The organism is Streptomyces sp. JK94, from assembly GCF_053613315.1.
In genome coordinates, this window is record NZ_JBSICH010000035.1 from 54,675 (window position 1) to 70,316 (window position 15,642).

The window sequence follows — 15,642 nt, forward strand, 5'->3', positions numbered from 1 at the left end:
AAGCCCGCAACGGCCACTCGAACGGTAACCCGACGAACCCTGTTCCTGCCGCCCGGAGTGCGGACCGGCCCTGACGGGCGTATCCGGAGCGCGATCCCCCGATTACCTGGGCGGGGGTGCGGCCGGGGTCCGGAACCGGCCTCTCACACGCGCGTCAGGCACCATGCCCCGAGGGCCAGCGCGACGACCCCGGCGACGGTCGCGAGGGTCGCGGATGCGACGGGGCTCACACCGTGTGCGACGGGCCGGCCGTGCCGGAGCCGGGTCGTGGTCCACGTCAGCAGCCCTGCCCCGAACAGGGCGAACACCGTCCCCGCGAAGATCGCCGGCCCGCTCTCCATGGTCCCCGTGCCCCTTTTCTCCAGCCCGCGCGTGTCCAGCCCCGGCGAGGCTGTCACGCACGGGCGGCGGGCAGGCGAACCCGAGGTGAACGAGCAGCCGACGGATCGGCGACGTGACCGCCGTGGCTCGTTTCTCCCGTACGGCGGCGCGGGCCGCCGGGGTCCGGCCCTGCGGCGGTTCCCGGGCCACAGGGGCCAGCTCTGCGCTGATTTCCCGACCGCCGGGGTCCGGCCCAGCGCCGGTACCCGGACCACCGGGGCCAGCTCTGCGGCGGTTCCCCGACCGCCGGGCCCGGCCCCACGCCGGTACCCGGACCACGAGGCCCGGCCCTACGCCGGTTCGAGGAAACCCAGTTCCACCAGGAGCCGGATCTGGGCGGGCGTGCGGTCACGCAGCGCCACCGGGTCCTCGCCGACCAGTTGGGCGATGGCGTCCAGGATCCGGCCGGCGCTCATGGTGCCGTCGCAGACGCCCGCGAAACCGGCGCCGACGGTGTCGACCCGGGTGGCGCGACGCATGCCGCGGTTCTGGCGCAGGACGACGTGCTCCGGGTCCTCGGCGCCGGGCAGCCCCACCTGCTCCTGGACGACCTCACCGGCCAGCGTGAAGTGCGCCTCCAGCAGGGCGGCGTCGTCGTGGGCGCGCAGGTAGTCGATGCGGTCGAAGTGCGCGCGCACCGTCTCGCCGAGCGGCTGCTCGATCGGGTGCGGCCATTCCTCCGTGGTGATCGAGGGCTCCGCGGCCCCGGTCCGGCGCAGCGTGATCCAGCCGAAGCCGACCGCCTTGACCTTGCGGGCCTCGAACTCGTCCAGCCACGCGTCGTAGCGCGCCTGGTACTCGGCCGCGTCGGCGCGGTGGTCGCCCGCGTCCCTGAGCCACAGCTCGGCGTACTGCGTGACGTCCTGCACCTCGCGCTGCACGATCCAGGCGTCGCAGCCGCGCGGCACCCAGGAGCGCAGCCGGTCCGTCCAGTCCTCCCCCTCCACGTGCTGCCAGTTGGCGAGGAAGTGCGCGAACCCTCCCTCGTTCAGGCGCTCCCCCGTCTGCTGAACGAGCGACCGGCACAGATCGTCCCCGCCCATCCCGCCGTCGCGGTAGGTGAGCCGGGCGCCCGGTGAGATGACGAACGGCGGGTTGGAGACGATCAGGTCGTACGTCTCGCCGTCGTCGACGGGCTCGTAGAGCGAACCCTCGCGCAGATCGGCGGCCTGCTCCCCGGACAGGGCGAGCGTGAGCGCGGTGATGTGCAGCGCGCGCGGGTTGACGTCGGTGGCCGTCACGCGCGTGGCGTGCCGGGCGGCGTGCAGCGCCTGGATTCCGGAGCCGGTACCGAGGTCGAGGGCGGCGGAGACGGGCTTACGGACGGTCAGGCCCGCCAGTGTCATGGACGCGCCGCCGACGCCGAGGACGACGCCCTGCGCGCGGTGGCCGATGCCGCCGGCGCCGCCGACCGCGCAACCGAGGTCGGACACGATGAACCAGTCCTCGCCGCCGGGCCCGCCGTACGGCCGTACGTCCACGGTGGCCGCCACCTCGTCGTCGCCCGCGCGGACGAGCCACCCGCTCTCCAGGCAGGCGTCGACGGGCAGCACGTCCGCCACGCGCGCGTGGGGCACGGGTTGCTGGAGCAGGAACAGCCGTACGAGGCGTTCCAACGGCGTGTCGCCGCGGGTGGCCCGGAGCGCGGGCACGGTCTCGCTGCGCGACAGCGCCGCGTAGGCGGGAGCGCCGAGCAGCTCCAGCAGTCCGTCGGCGGTGAAGGAGGCGCCGAGCAGGGCGTCCCGCAGCCTTGCGGTGACGTCCGGGCGGTCGGCGGAGGGCAGGGGGGACAGGCTGGCGTTACTCACACCCCCATTGTGGCCCGCCCCCCGGCCCGTGCCTGTGGAACGGGCGTCAGCTGTCGGCCGCCGACGGCGTCACCGAGGCCGACCTGCAGCTCTCCTGCTTGGCCATCGCCTGGCCGACCTCGCCCTCCTCCAGGGTCTTCAGGGCGTTGCTGCCGCTCTTGCTGAGCTTGTTCAGCTCGGTGGCGATGTCCTTGAGGCCGTCGGCGAACTTGGCCTGGTCCTTCGTGTCGAGTTCCTCCACCTGCTTGCGTAGGGAGGCGTACGACGAGGAGAGGCCGTTGAGTTCGGTGACGGCGTCCTTCTGCTTCTTCTCGCCCTCGTCGACGTCCGGCACCCCGGCCTTCTGGACGGCGCTGCCCATCGCCTTGTAGGCGTCGGACATGTCCTGGAACGCCTTGGCGTCGGTCTTCTGGACCTCAGCCGGCGTGCTGTTGTCCGAGGTCTCCTCCTGGATCGCGGCGTTGGCCGACTCGATCTTCCTGGCCTGCGGCTGCACCGCGTCGCAGACGTCCTTCGCCCAGGCGTCCAGCTTGTCGTTGTCGTCGTCGCCGCTGCCGCATCCCGTCAACGCCAGTACCAGTACCGCACCGCCGGACAGTGCGGCCGCGAGCTTCTTGTTCACCGGATTGGTCCCTTCCATGGCTCTCGGCCCCGGAACATACACGCCGGATGGGGGACATCCGCAGGACGAACATTCGTTATGACGGTATTGCAGCCATTTGCACCAAGAGAGAGAAGGCTCACGGTGAGGGAGGCGCCCCGCATGACACGGGCGGACGGCGCGTCACCACGCGCCGTCCGCCCGCCCCTTGCCCCGCGTCTCGTACGAGGCTGTGGGGAGGTGTCTACGTCACCACCGCCGGATCGGCCGACCTGGAGTCCGGGTCGGGGTCGTCCTCGTCCCCCATGGCGATCCCGCGCCGTTTGGAGACGTAGACCGCCGCCGCGATGACGGCGAACGCGAGGACGGCGATCAGCACCCGCACGGCCATGTTCTCGTCGGCGCCGTAGGAGAACTTGATGACCGCCGGAGCGATCAGCAGCGCCACCAGGTTCATGACCTTCAGCAAGGGGTTGATCGCCGGGCCGGCGGTGTCCTTGAAGGGATCGCCGACCGTGTCGCCGATGACGGTGGCGGCGTGCGCCTCGCTGCCCTTGCCGCCGTGGTGGCCGTCCTCGACGAGCTTCTTGGCGTTGTCCCAGGCACCGCCGGAGTTGGCGAGGAACACCGCCATCAGCGTGCCCGCGCCGATCGCTCCCGCCAGGAACGCGCCGAGCGCGCCCACGCCGAGCGTGAACCCGATGAAGACGGGCGCCAGCACGGCGAGCAGTCCGGGCGTGGCGAGTTCCCGCAGGGCGTCCCTGGTGCAGATGTCGACGACCTTGCCGTACTCGGGCTTCTCGCTGTAGTCCATGATTCCGGGCCGTTCCCGGAACTGCCGTCGCACCTCGTGGACCACCGCGCCCGCCGACCGCGACACCGCGTTGATCGCCAGCCCCGAGAAGAGGAAGACGACCGCCGCGCCCGCGATGAGTCCGACGAGGTTGTTGGGCTGGGAGATGTCCATCATCAGGGTCATCGGCGCGCCCTCGCCGCTGAGTTTTTCGCCCACGTCCGCCGCGCCGGTGGTGATGGCGTCGCGGTACGACCCGAACAGGGCCGCCGCCGCGAGGACGGCGGTGGCGATGGCGATGCCCTTGGTGATGGCCTTGGTGGTGTTGCCGACCGCGTCCAGGTCGGTGAGCACCTGGGCGCCGGCGCCCTCGACGTCGCCGGACATCTCGGCGATGCCCTGCGCGTTGTCGGAGACCGGCCCGAAGGTGTCCATGGCGACGATCACACCGACCGTGGTGAGCAGACCGGTGCCGGCCAGCGCCACCGCGAACAGCGCCAGCATGATCGAGGCACCGCCGAGCAGGAACGCCCCGTAGACGCCGAGGCCGATCAGCAGGGCGGTGTAGACGGCGGATTCGAGACCGAGCGAGATACCGGCGAGGACGACGGTGGCGGGTCCCGTGAGCGAGCTCTTGCCGATGTCCTTGACGGGCCGTCGGGTGGTCTCGGTGAAGTAGCCGGTGAGCTGCTGGATCAGGGCGGCGAGCACGATGCCGATCGCCACCGCGACGAGCGCGAGGATCCGCGGGTCGCCGTCCCGGCCCGCGATCGCCGCGTCCGTGACGCCGTCCAGGTCCGCGTACTTCCCGGGCAGGTAGACGAAGACGGCCACCGCCACCAGCACCAGCGAGATCGCCGCGGAGATGAAGAAGCCCCGGTTGATCGCGCTCATGCCGCTGCGGTCGGACCGCCGGGGCGCCACCGCGAAGATGCCGATCATGGCGGTGAGCACGCCGATCGCCGGCACCAGCAGCGGGAACGCCAGCCCCGAGTCGCCGAAGGCCACCTTGCCGAGGATCAGCGCGGCCACCAGCGTCACGGCGTACGACTCGAAGAGGTCGGCCGCCATGCCCGCGCAGTCGCCGACGTTGTCGCCCACGTTGTCGGCGATGGTCGCGGCATTGCGCGGGTCGTCCTCGGGGATGCCCTTTTCGACCTTGCCGACCAGGTCGGCGCCGACATCGGCGGCCTTGGTGAAGATGCCGCCGCCGACCCGCATGAACATCGCGATCAGTGCGGCGCCGAGGCCGAAACCCTCCAGGACCTTCGGCGCGTCGGCCGCGTACACCAGCACCACGCAGCAGGCGCCCAGCAGGCCGAGCCCCACCGTGAACATGCCGACGACGCCGCCCGTGCGAAATGCGATCTTGGTGGCCCGGTGCGAGACGAGAGTGAGATCCTTTTCCGGTTCGCCCGGGCCCGGCGTCGCTTCCCGTGCCGCCGCGGCGACACGCACATTGCTGCGTACGGCGAGCCACATGCCGATATAGCCGGTGGCCGCGGAGAACGCGGCGCCGACCAGGAAGAAGATCGACCGTCCGGCACGTTGATTCCAGTCGTCCGCGGGCAGCAGCATGAGCAGAAAGAACACGACGACGGCGAATACGCCGAGCGTGCGCAACTGCCGGGCCAGATAGGCGTTCGCGCCTTCCTGGACGGCCGCCGCGATCTTCTTCATACTGTCGGTTCCCTCGCCCGCGGCGAGCACCTGGCGTACCAGGACGGCCGCGAGCACCAGCGCGGACAGTGCGACGACCGCGATGACAGCGACCAGGACGCGGTTTCCGTCGGTCAGCACGGCGGCGGCGAGGGATGAGGGATCGCCCAACTGATGAGGGGTGGAAAGCTCCGCCATTCGTCCTCCTTGACGCTTGGGCTGAGCTCAAGATGTGGACGGGATTGTAGGTACCGGAACCTGATCAAAACAGTGCACGGCAAAAGGAATTACCTTGTCAACCACAAGGGACCCGGACGTAGTAATGCCCTTCCGGCATTAAGGCCGTGATCTTTTTCGCGGGACCGCCCGCAGGATTGATCGCGAAATAGATCCGTCAGATCGATCGCCACGTTGATCGCCACACTGATCGGATCAATGACCACATGATTGATCGTGAATGAATTCACTCAACGTACGTACGTGACCACTGTAAGCGTGGACCTCGTTCTCCGCACACGCCGAAGGGCCCTACGAGGTAGGGCCCTTCGGGTGAACTCTGACGCACTCGGAGCGGTCGAGGGCTCGAGTGGCGCCGGGGTCGACGCGGGGGTCAGACCGGCGGCAGCACCGCGGGCGCGGTCGGCCAGGTCATGCGGATCAGCCCGCCGTCCTCGCCGGCCGTGACCTCGACGTCGTCGACGAGGCCGCTGATGACCGCGAGCCCCATCTCGTCCTCCTCGGTCTCCACGTCGTCCACGGCGGCACCCTGGGTTCCCGACCCGGGGACCGCGTGCGGCGCCTCGTCACCGACCTCGATGGAGAACTGCTTCTCCTCCTCGATCAGCGACACCTTGACCGGCGCCGTGATGCCGACGTGCTGGTGCAGTCCCACAGCCCGGGTACAGGCCTCACCGACGGCGAGCCTGACCTCGTCGAGGACGGCCTCGTCCACTCCGGCCCTGCGTGCCACCGCGGCCGCCACCAGACGGGCGGTGCGGACATGCTCGGGCAGCGCGCTGAAACGGAGTTCAACGGTGGCCATGCATCCCCCTCGGACTACGGGCGTTGCTGTCGAGGGTCCGGACCGCGACGGCCCGGACCCCCCTTGTACTACTGCCGTCCCGGGCCCAGCGGCCCGGAACCGGTCGTCAGTCGGTGGCCGCCACCGCTTCCTCGACCGAGGTGTGAATGGGGAACACCTTGGTGAGGCCGGTGATACGGAAGATCTTGAGAATGCGCTCCTGGTTGCAGACCAGGCGCAGCGAGCCCTCATGGGCACGCACCCGCTTCAGTCCGCCGACCAGCACGCCGAGCCCGGTGGAGTCGAGGAAGTCCACGCCCTCCATGTCGACGACGAGGTGGAAACTCCCGTCGTTCACGAGCTCGACCAGCTGCTCACGCAGCTTGGGCGCGGTGTATACGTCAATTTCGCCACCGACCTCGACGACCGTACGATCGCCGACGGTACGGGTCGACAGGGACAGGTCCACGGATCCTCCAGCACCTTGCTATCGAGCGGTCGTCCCTCGGGACACCTCGGCTTGAAGCCCCCAGGACGGTTCGCCAGCCGCGATGGCATTCAATCACTTACCGGCAGGCGTGCACGACGCCTTGGTCCCATTGTCCGTCACGCCGGTGACAGACTCGGTACCGATGGCCAAGAATCACCGATCCGATCGGACCCCGGCGGGGCCCGGCTCCCGGCCCGATCCAGGCATGCTCCTGGACCGGCTCGCCGCGGGACCGAGCCGGACTGCGCGCATCACTCATACGGAGCACTTGCCCCCGCGTGCGGGTCGTCATGCCGTCTGGCCGGACCGGATTCGCCCCGAGGTCGTCGCCGCGGTGCAGGCCGCGGGCATCGAACACCCCTGGGCCCACCAGGCGACGGCGGCCGAGCACGCCCTGGACGGCGACTCGGTGGTCGTCGCCACCGGCACCGCGTCCGGCAAGTCCCTGGCGTATCTGGTGCCGGTGCTGTCCACCCTGCTGGACGGCTCCCAGGCCCCGAACGGGCGGGGGGCCACCGCCCTCTACCTGGCTCCGACCAAGGCGCTGGCCGCGGACCAGTGCCGTTCTGTGAAGAAACTTTCACAACCTCTGGGCACATCAGTTCGGGCCGCCGTGTACGACGGCGACACACCGTTCGAGGAACGCGAGTGGATCCGCCAGTACGGCACCTACGTGCTGACCAACCCGGACATGCTGCACCGCGGCATCCTGCCGTCCCACCCCCGCTGGTCCTCCTTCCTGAAGTCGCTGAAGTACGTCGTCGTCGACGAGTGCCACACCTACCGCGGCGTCTTCGGCTCCCATGTCGCCCAGGTGCTGCGAAGACTGCGCCGGCTGTGTGCCCGTTACGGCGCGTCGCCGGTGTTCCTGCTCGCCTCCGCCACCGCCGCCGAACCCTCGGTGGCGGCCCGCCGGCTCACCGGACTCCCGGTGGTCGAGGTCGCGGACGACGCCTCACCGCGCGGTGAACTGGTGTTCGCCCTCTGGGAACCGCCGCTGACCGAGATGGAGGGTGAGAAGGGCGCGCCCGTCCGCCGCACCGCCACCGCCGAGGCCGCCGACCTGCTCACCGACCTCACCGTGCAGGGCATGCGGTCGATCACCTTCGTACGCTCCCGGCGCGGCGCCGAGCTGATCTCGGTGATCGCCCAGGAACGCCTCGCCGAGGTCGACCGCTCGCTGTCCCGGCGGGTGGCCGCCTACCGTGGCGGCTACCTCCCCGAGGAGCGCCGCGCCCTGGAACGCGCCCTGCACTCCGGTGAACTGCTCGGCCTCGCGGCGACGAACGCCCTCGAACTCGGCCTGGACATCTCCGGTCTGGACGCCGTGGTGATCGCCGGGTATCCGGGCACCCGGGCGTCGCTGTGGCAGCAGGCGGGCCGCGCGGGGCGGTCCGGGCAGGGCGCCCTCGCGGTGCTGGTCGCGCGCGACGACCCGCTGGACACCTTCCTCGTCCACCATCCGGAGGCCCTGTTCGACCAACCCGTGGAGTCCACGGTCCTCGACCCGGACAACCCCTACGTCCTCGCCCCCCACCTGTGCGCGGCAGCGGCCGAACTCCCCCTGACCGAGGAGGACCTGCCCCTCTTCGGTCCCGCCTGCGAGGAACTCCTCCCCCAGCTGGAGTCGGCCGGACTGCTGCGCCGCCGGACCCGGGCCTGGCACTGGACACGCCGGGAACGGGCCGCCGACCTCACCGACATCCGCGGGGAGGGCGGCCGGCCGGTCCAGGTCGTCGAGGCCGGGACGGGCCGGCTGCTGGGCACCGTCGACGCCGGCGCCGCCCACACGACGGTCCACGAGGGCGCCGTGCACCTGCACCAGGGCCGCACGTACCTCGTCCGCACCCTCGACCTGGAGGACTCCGTCGCCCTGGTCGAGCAGGCCACCCCGTCGTACTCGACGGTCGCCCGCGACACGACGGCGATCTCCGTCCTGGAGACCGACACCGAGGTCCCCTGGGGCGACGGGCGCCTGTGCTACGGCTCCGTCGAGGTCACCAACCAAGTGGTCTCCTTCCTGCGCCGGCGCCTCATCACGGGTGAAGTACTGGGCGAGACGAAGCTCGACCTTCCTCCTCGGACACTGCGGACGCGCGCGGTGTGGTGGACGGTCACCGAGGACCAGCTGGACGCGGCCCGGATCAACCCGGAGATCCTCGGCGGGGCCCTGCACGCCGCCGAGCACGCCTCGATCGGCATGCTGCCCCTGTTCGCGACCTGCGACCGCTGGGACATCGGCGGCGTGTCGGTCCCCCTGCACCCGGACACACTGCTGCCGACGGTCTTCGTGTACGACGGCCACCCCGGTGGCGCGGGCTTCGCCGAGCGCGCCTTCCACACGGCCCGCGACTGGCTCACGGCCACCCGGGAGGCCATCGCCTCCTGCGAGTGCGACGCCGGCTGCCCCTCCTGCATCCAGTCCCCCAAGTGCGGCAACGGCAACGAGCCACTGCACAAGCGGGGGGCCGTGCGGCTGCTCACGGTCCTGTTGCGGGGGGCGGAGGAGGCGGAGGCCGGGCCATGAGCCCCGTGGACGGGCTCTCCGGGGATTCCGCCGTCATCGCTCTCGTCATCGCGCGGGTTCCGGTCGGCGGGTTTCCCGTCGTCCAGCTGCCCGTTGGCGGGGTACCTGCCGGGAGGCCTCCCACCGCCGGGACTCGAGTCGGCACACGCCCCACAAACGGGCCTCCCGCCGGTGGGCTGCCCAACAGCGGACTTCCCCACAACGGGCCTCCCGCCGGTGGGCTCCCCAGCAGCGGACTTCCCCACAACGGGCCTCCCGCCGGTGGGCTCCCCAACAGCGGACTTCCCCACAACGGGCCTCCCGCCGGCGGGAGGCCCGTCAGCGGCATCCCTGCCGCCGGGTCCGCCGTCTCCGGAGCCCCCGTCATCGACGCCTCCCACGCCGGGCCGGCCCTTGCCCGGACCTCCGCCGCGAACGGTCCCCGGCCCGACGCAGCCGTCACGTCCGAGATCCGGCCGGTGAGCACGCACCGCACCAGCCGCGTCCCCTGCGTCCGTGCGATCCGCTCCGCCCGGGCACACGCCGCCGTTCCGCCCCGGGCCCAGTGGTCCGCCGCCGCGAGCGCCGCCATGTCGGCACCGCCGGCCGCGCGGTGCCGGGTCACGACGGCTTGTCCCAGGGCCAGCACGACGCCGAACACCAGGCACAGGACGGCGATGGCACCCACGCTCCACACCGTGGCGGACCCCCGGTCGTCTCCGGCACCGGACCCGGGGCGGGATTCCGGATCGGGACCCGGGCACGAGCCGGGCCGGAGGCCGGCAGCGGCCCCCGGGGGCCGGCCCCTCGTCGGCCGGAAGAGGGCGAGAACCCTCACGGCCCCCTCCCCACCGACTGCTCCACCGATGCCACGGCTTCCTCCCGGACCTCGAAGGGCAGGCCCCGCAGGGCCGGTGGCTCGGCCACGACGACCACACGGACCCGGCCCGCCTCCCGGCTGACCGTGACCCGCGCCCCGCGCGGTGCCGCCTCCCTGGTGACCTCCACCACCGCGTCGGCCGGGTCCTGACGGGCGGCCGCGCGGGCCCCCGTGCGGGCAGCGTCCACGCACTGGATCTGCGCGGCCACCACGAGCAGCCCCCACACCAGCGCCATCGCGAACACCACCAGCACCGGCAACACCACGGCCGTCTCGGCCGTCACGAACCCTCCGTCCCAGCGGGCGCCCGCACCGCTCCGCGAGCGGCCGCGGGAGTCCTCGCGAGATCCCCCGCCGGGTTCCGCCCCGGCCTCCTGCTCACATCCGCGCATCGAGCGCCTGCTTCACGATGCCCTGCAACTCCGCGCTGACCGCCCCGCTCGTCACCACCTTGTAGAGGACCACGGCGAAGGCCACCGCCGCGACGATCCCCATCGCGTACTCCGACGTGACCATTCCCGCGTCCCGCCTCGCGGCCCGACGCCTCGTCGTACGAAACGCGCACACCAGGACACTCAGCCGTGCCCGTACCACCTGATACATCGCAACCCCCGTGAGGTTCTCGCCAGTTGCCCACTGGCTGGTCGGTCGATGACTCACTCACCGGCTCCACACCGGCCCGCTCCGTTCCGTCAGCCGCCACCTCCCCCGTCTCCCAGCGCCCCGCCCGCGAGCCCGATCACCACCGGCAGTACGCCCACCGCGACGAAGGCGGGCAGGAAGCACAGCCCCACCGGCGCGGTGACCATGACGGCCGCCCGGCGGGCCCGGGCAGTCGAGGCGCGGGCCCAGTCGGCACGCGCCTGGGCGGCGAGCCGAGCGACCGGACCGGCGGCGGGCAGGCCGGACACGTCGGCCCGTTCCAGCAACCGTGCCAAGGGCCCGGCGCCCGGAAGAGCGGCCACATCGCGCCACGCCCCGCCCGGTTCACCGCCGAGCCGCACTTCGGCGGCGCCGCGCCCCAACGCCTCCCCGACGGGCCCGCCGAGGGCGTCGCCCACCGCCTGGGCCGCGGCCACCGGCCCGGCACCCGCCGCGATGCACGCCGCCAGCAGGTCCGCGGCCAAGGCCAGCTGGCGGCCGGCTTCCGCGGCAGCGGCCTCCGCCTCGGCCGTACCGGCGGCCGACCGCCGGGCGCGCCAACGCCACAGCCCTGCCGCCCCCACCAGCCCCGCCACAACGCCGACGGCACCCCCGATCAGGGCCCAGCCGGCACCCACCGTGCCCACCAGCGGCAGCCAGGCGCGAACGGAGTCCAGCACCTCGGCGCGTCCTGGGGCGGCGCGGGCCGACCGAGGGGGCAGCAACCCGGCCAGTCGCCTGCGTACCGTCCGCTCCCGTCGCCCGGCCGCGAACCCGCGGGCAAGCCATCCGACGGCCAGCACCATCCCCGCCACCGCTCCCAGCCTGTGGACGGCGTCCCCGCTCACGACGCCGCCTCCGCGCCCCGTACGATCCGCGTCACCCACCACACACCCAGGCACTCCAGGACTCCGCCGGCCAGCAGGCAACCCAGGCCGGCTCCCGTGTGCAGCAGCACCCGCAACGGGTCGGCCCCGAGGGCGAGGCCGAGCAGGAGACCGAGAACCGGCAGGCCGGCGAGCATCACCGCCGTGGCACGAGCACCCGCCAACTGGGCTCTCAGGTCCGAGCGCTGGTCCCGTTCGGCGCGCAGGGCGCCCTCCAGCCGGTCGAGCCCGGCCGCGAGTCCGGCACCCTGGTCGACGGCGACCCGCCAGCACGCCGCGAGCCCCCGCAGCCCCTCGGCCCCCGGTTGCCGCGCCGCCGCCGCGAGCGCCCCCGGGACGTCCCCGCCGAAGCGGGCCGCCGCCAGCACCGCCGCCCGTGCGTCACCGAGCCCTCCGGAGTCATGTGCGGCACTCAGCAGCGCCTCGCCCGGCTGCCGCCCGGTACGCACCTCCCCGGCGAGTGCCCCGCACAACGCGATCACCGCGTCCTGGCGGCCTTCCCCGGCCCGCCTCGCCCGACCGGCCAGCCGCGTCCGCCGCAGTACCGGCACCCCGGCCGCCCCCGCGACGACCGGCAGCACCGAGTCGCCCAGCACCGCCAGTGCCAGCCCGGCCGCCAGTGACCACCACTCGGGCCTCAGCCGGCCCCGCACGCGCCGCAGCCCGTCCGTCACCCGGCGCACCGGTGGCGGCCCGGTCCCGACCGCCCCACCGCCGGCGAGCACCAGCCGGGCCCGCCGCGCCCCGGCGTGCCACCCGCTCCCCGCCAACCAGGCCGCCGTCCCCAGACACGCCAGGGCCACGCCTGTCGACACCTCACCCGTCCCCGTCACCGGTGCGCCTCCTCTCCCAGGGCTCGTCCCTCGAACCCGTCACTCCGCAGCAGCTCCCGCAACCGCTCCCAGCCGCGCTCGGCCACGAACGCCTCCGCGCCCCACCGCAGCGCCGGCACCGTCCGCACCAGCCCGGACGGGTCGCGTTCCAGGACGTGCACCTCGGCGATACGACGCCGCCCCGACCGGTCCCTGGCCAGATGCAGGACCACCGAGAGGGCCGCCGCGAGCTGGCTGTGCAACGCCGCCCGGTCCAGTCCGGCGGCCGTGCCGAGCGCCTCCAGCCGGGCCGGTACGTCGGCGGCGGCGTTGGCGTGCACCGTCCCGCAGCCGCTGTGGCCGGTGTTCAACGCCGCCAGCAGATGGACCACCTCGGGGCCACGCACCTCGCCGACCGCCAGCCGGTCCGGTCGCATGCGCAGCGCCTGCCTCACCAGGTCCTCCAGGGTGACCAGGCCCGCGGCCTCCTGGTTGGCGGGTCTGGTCTCCAGGCCGACGACGTGCGGATGGTCCGGCCTCAGCTCCGCCGAGTCCTCGGCGAGCACGATGCGCTCGTCCGGTGCGACCAGCCCGAGCAGTGCGCTCAGCAGCGTCGTCTTGCCGCTTCCGGTGCCACCGCTGACCAGGAAGGACAGCCTTGCCCGCAGCAGCGCGCGCAGAACGCGGTCACCGCCGGGCGGGACGGTGCCCGCCGTCACCAGTTCGTCGAGCGTGAACGCGCGCGGCCGTACCACCCGGAGCGACAGGCACGTGCAGCCGACGGCGACCGGTGGCAGCACCGCGTGCAGCCGGGTGCCGTCGGGCAGCCGGGCGTCCACCCACGGCCGGGCGTCGTCGAGCCGGCGTCCGGCGACCGTGGCGAGGCGCTGCGCGAGTCGCCGTACCGCCCCGGCGTCCGGGAAGGAAACGGAGGTCAGTTCGAGACCGCCGCCCCGGTCCACCCAGACCCGGTCCGGGGCGGACACCAGGACGTCGGTCACCGTCGGGTCGGCGAGCAAGGGCTCCAGTGGCCCGCTGCCGACGAGTTCCGACCTCAGTTGCTCGGCGGCACCGAGGATCTCCGCGTCTCCGAGCACCCGCCCCTGCTCGCGCAGCGCCTGCGCCACACGCGCGGGCGTCGGCTCCGCCCCGCTCTCGGCGAGCCGCCGCCGTACGCCGTCGAGCATCCCGGACGCCGGCCCCGAGCCACTCCCGCTCCCGCTCCCGCTCCCGAACACCCCTGCCGCAAACCGCCCGGACGCCGGTTCCGACGCCCGCCCAGCAACCGATCCCACGACCCGCCCAGCGGTTGGTACCGGGGCCCAGCCCGGGACCGGTTGTGCCCCCCGCCCCGCAACCGGAACCGCAACCGGCACCTGGCCCCACCCCGCAACGGGACCCTGGCCCGGCCCAGTGGCCGGACCCGCGCCCCGCCCAGTGACCGGCCCCGGGTCTCGGCCAGCGCCCGATCCCGCGCCCCGCGCGACCGCCGCCCCCACGACCCGACCGCCGGCCGAGCACGTGGCCGTACCCGAACGCCGCCCAGGGCCCGCCGCCATCACCCCGGGCGGCTCGCCGCCGCTGGTCGCTGCGCCACCGTCCGGCCCGTCACCGTGCCCCGCCGCCCGCTTCAAGCCCACCGTCGCCTTCATGCCGCCCCACCGCCCGTCTCCACCAGCGCCCGCTCCCAGAACTCCCGGCAAAAACGCGCCAGAGGCCCGCGTGCCGACGCCCCCGGGGGGCGCCTGCTGTCGGTGGCGCGCCGGAGGCCCGACTCGGCGGGCACCTCACCGGCCAGGGGCAGTCCGAGCAGCCTGGCCACCTCCCGGTCGTCGAGTCCGGAGTCGTACGGGCCGCGGACCGCGACGCGAAGGTCGTGCAGGACCATGCCGGTCGCGGCTGCCACCCGGCCGGCCGCCGCGACCGCCCGCAGTTCGGCCGGGACGACGAGGAGTCCGACGTCGAGCTGGGCGAGGACCTCGGCGACCCCGTCGTCGATGCGACGCGGCAGGTCGACGACGACTGTGCCGCCCCTGCGCCGGGCCGCCGCCAGCACCGCCCGTACGGCCTGGGGAGGCACCGCCACGCAGTCCCCCCGGTCCCAGCTGAGCACCCGCAGCGAATGCAGCTCGGGCAGCGACTCCTCCAGGGCGCCTCCGCCGACCCGTCCGCGCGAGGCCGCGAACGCGGGCCACCTCAGCCCCTCGGCCGTCTCACCGCCGAGGAGGACGTCGAGGCCGCCGCCCAGCGGATCGGCGTCCACCAGGAGGCTGCGCAGCCCCTCCCGCGCCGAGGTGACGGCGAGCGCGCAGGCCAGCGTGGACGCTCCGGCACCTCCCCGGCCGCCGATGACGCCGACGGTGAGGGCGGGCCGTCCGACGCCCTCGGCGACGTCGGCGATGCGGTCGACGAGCCACTGCTCGCCGTCGGGCAGCATCAGGACATGGTCGGCGCCGATCTCGACGGCCCGCTGCCAGACCCCCGGGTCGTCCTGGTCTCGGCCCACGAGGACCACTCCTCGTCTCCGTGCGGCTCCGCGCACGCGCCGTGCGGCGTCGTCGCCGACGAGGACGAGCGATGCGGTCTCCCAGCTGCCCCACTGTCCGCACGCCGAGGAGGGCGCGGACGTCGCGGGCACCGAGTGGTGCACCTCCGGCGTGGCGCCGGCCGCCGCGCACAGGCGCAACAGGTCGTCGAGGAGTTGGGTGTCCTCGGTGATGATCAGGGGCCCGCTCTGCCGCCCTCCGGCGGCATGCGGCGGGTCGTGGGTGATGGTTCCGGTCATGGCGTGCGTCCCCCTTCGTCGCGACTTCCGCGGTCGCGCCCGACATCTCGTCGCCTCTCGCGCGGCCCGTGCGGCCCCGCGGTCCCCAGCCGTGCGGAGAACCGGCGAACGGCCCCACACGGACGGCCGAGGGGAACGCCCGACTTCGACGCCCGACTGAGCAATCCAGTCGGACGCCGACGTGAACTTCGGTCGGCCCCGGCCATACGCGTCCGGGAAACAGAACCGGCCGTGGAACTCGGCGCGGCCCGGACGCATGGGAATCACGGTGCAGTGATCCGGGAAATCGTGTGGATCTTGGTCCAAAACTGTGGAACATCCCGGCTGTTGTGAATATCGGCATCCCTCAAACCGGTGAACCCGGGCCGCCCTGCCCG

General features: G+C 73.1%; 13 protein-coding genes and 1 pseudogene. 1 reads left to right on the forward strand and 13 read right to left on the reverse strand.

Features of this window, described 5'->3' with window-relative positions:
* Window positions 1-143: 143 nt before the first annotated feature.
* The 6 genes from ACVV2G_RS26970 to bldG all read right to left on the reverse strand — a co-directional run bounded on the left by ACVV2G_RS26970 (window position 144) and on the right by bldG (window position 6,732).
* Window positions 144-341 (reverse strand): hypothetical protein, encoded by a 198-nt coding sequence (locus tag ACVV2G_RS26970; RefSeq protein ID WP_453845361.1) that lies wholly within the window; start codon window positions 339-341, stop codon window positions 144-146.
* A gap of 330 nt (window positions 342-671) precedes the next feature.
* The gene (locus ACVV2G_RS26975) at window positions 672-2,189 is read right to left on the reverse strand and encodes a DUF7059 domain-containing protein (protein WP_453845362.1); all 1,518 of its coding nucleotides are present in this window, start codon (window positions 2,187-2,189) and stop codon (window positions 672-674) included.
* Window positions 2,190-2,235: 46 nt separating this feature from the next.
* Window positions 2,236-2,829: a small secreted protein gene (locus ACVV2G_RS26980; RefSeq protein WP_453845363.1), complete on the reverse strand. Its 594-nt coding sequence runs from the start codon at window positions 2,827-2,829 to the stop codon at window positions 2,236-2,238.
* Between the two features lie 205 nt (window positions 2,830-3,034).
* Window positions 3,035-5,440 carry a sodium-translocating pyrophosphatase gene (locus ACVV2G_RS26985; RefSeq protein WP_453845364.1) on the reverse strand — a complete coding sequence of 802 codons (2,406 nt, stop codon included), beginning with the start codon at window positions 5,438-5,440 and terminating at the stop codon, window positions 3,035-3,037.
* Window positions 5,441-5,852: 412 nt separating this feature from the next.
* A complete protein-coding gene (locus tag ACVV2G_RS26990; protein ID WP_453845365.1) occupies window positions 5,853-6,284 on the reverse strand; it encodes an ATP-binding protein in 432 nt (143 codons plus the stop codon).
* A gap of 106 nt (window positions 6,285-6,390) precedes the next feature.
* Window positions 6,391-6,732: an anti-sigma factor antagonist BldG gene (gene bldG, locus ACVV2G_RS26995; RefSeq protein WP_003975386.1), complete on the reverse strand. Its 342-nt coding sequence runs from the start codon at window positions 6,730-6,732 to the stop codon at window positions 6,391-6,393.
* Between the two features lie 82 nt (window positions 6,733-6,814).
* On the opposite strand from bldG, the gene ACVV2G_RS27000 reads away from it, so the two are divergent.
* Window positions 6,815-9,280, forward strand: a complete 2,466-nt coding sequence (locus ACVV2G_RS27000) for a DEAD/DEAH box helicase (RefSeq protein ID WP_453845366.1) — start codon at window positions 6,815-6,817, stop codon at window positions 9,278-9,280.
* Between the two features lie 379 nt (window positions 9,281-9,659).
* Here the strand turns inward: ACVV2G_RS27000 and ACVV2G_RS27005 are convergent.
* The 7 genes and pseudogenes from ACVV2G_RS27005 to ssd all read right to left on the reverse strand — a co-directional run.
* A pseudogene (locus ACVV2G_RS27005) lies at window positions 9,660-9,992 on the reverse strand (Rv3654c family TadE-like protein); the annotation flags it as partial.
* Between the two features lie 101 nt (window positions 9,993-10,093).
* Window positions 10,094-10,531: a TadE family type IV pilus minor pilin gene (locus tag ACVV2G_RS27010; protein WP_453845367.1), complete on the reverse strand. Its 438-nt coding sequence runs from the start codon at window positions 10,529-10,531 to the stop codon at window positions 10,094-10,096.
* Entirely contained in the window at window positions 10,518-10,742 is a 225-nt protein-coding gene (locus ACVV2G_RS27015; RefSeq protein ID WP_453845368.1) for a DUF4244 domain-containing protein, read from the reverse strand. Before ACVV2G_RS27015 ends, ACVV2G_RS27010 begins: the two co-directional genes overlap by 14 nt.
* An 89-nt stretch (window positions 10,743-10,831) precedes the next feature.
* Window positions 10,832-11,629 (reverse strand): type II secretion system F family protein, encoded by a 798-nt coding sequence (locus ACVV2G_RS27020; RefSeq protein ID WP_453845369.1) that lies wholly within the window; start codon window positions 11,627-11,629, stop codon window positions 10,832-10,834.
* Entirely contained in the window at window positions 11,626-12,501 is an 876-nt protein-coding gene (locus ACVV2G_RS27025; RefSeq protein WP_453845370.1) for a type II secretion system F family protein, read from the reverse strand. The genes ACVV2G_RS27020 and ACVV2G_RS27025 overlap by 4 nt, the downstream gene beginning before the upstream one ends.
* Window positions 12,498-13,667 carry a TadA family conjugal transfer-associated ATPase gene (locus ACVV2G_RS27030; protein ID WP_453845371.1) on the reverse strand — a complete coding sequence of 390 codons (1,170 nt, stop codon included), beginning with the start codon at window positions 13,665-13,667 and terminating at the stop codon, window positions 12,498-12,500. The genes ACVV2G_RS27025 and ACVV2G_RS27030 overlap by 4 nt, the downstream gene beginning before the upstream one ends.
* A 461-nt stretch (window positions 13,668-14,128) precedes the next feature.
* Window positions 14,129-15,265, reverse strand: a complete 1,137-nt coding sequence (gene ssd / locus ACVV2G_RS27035) for a septum site-determining protein Ssd (RefSeq protein ID WP_453845372.1) — start codon at window positions 15,263-15,265, stop codon at window positions 14,129-14,131.
* Between the last annotated feature and the right edge of the window lie 377 nt (window positions 15,266-15,642).

Bases quoted from the DNA above. Each gene is read 5' to 3' on its own strand.
- ACVV2G_RS27000 (WP_453845366.1), top strand. From the start codon at position 6,815: ATGGCATTCAATCACTTACCGGCAGGCGTGCACGACGCCTTGGTCCCA.
- ACVV2G_RS27010 (WP_453845367.1), bottom strand. From the start codon at position 10,531: ATGCGCGGATGTGAGCAGGAGGCCGGGGCGGAACCCGGCGGGGGATCT.
- ACVV2G_RS27015 (WP_453845368.1), bottom strand. From the start codon at position 10,742: ATGTATCAGGTGGTACGGGCACGGCTGAGTGTCCTGGTGTGCGCGTTT.
- ACVV2G_RS26990 (WP_453845365.1), bottom strand. From the start codon at position 6,284: ATGGCCACCGTTGAACTCCGTTTCAGCGCGCTGCCCGAGCATGTCCGC.
- ACVV2G_RS26970 (WP_453845361.1), bottom strand. From the start codon at position 341: ATGGAGAGCGGGCCGGCGATCTTCGCGGGGACGGTGTTCGCCCTGTTC.
- ssd (WP_453845372.1), bottom strand. From the start codon at position 15,265: ATGACCGGAACCATCACCCACGACCCGCCGCATGCCGCCGGAGGGCGG.
- ACVV2G_RS26980 (WP_453845363.1), bottom strand. From the start codon at position 2,829: ATGGAAGGGACCAATCCGGTGAACAAGAAGCTCGCGGCCGCACTGTCC.
- ACVV2G_RS27030 (WP_453845371.1), bottom strand. From the start codon at position 13,667: ATGCTCGACGGCGTACGGCGGCGGCTCGCCGAGAGCGGGGCGGAGCCG.
- ACVV2G_RS26985 (WP_453845364.1), bottom strand. From the start codon at position 5,440: ATGGCGGAGCTTTCCACCCCTCATCAGTTGGGCGATCCCTCATCCCTC.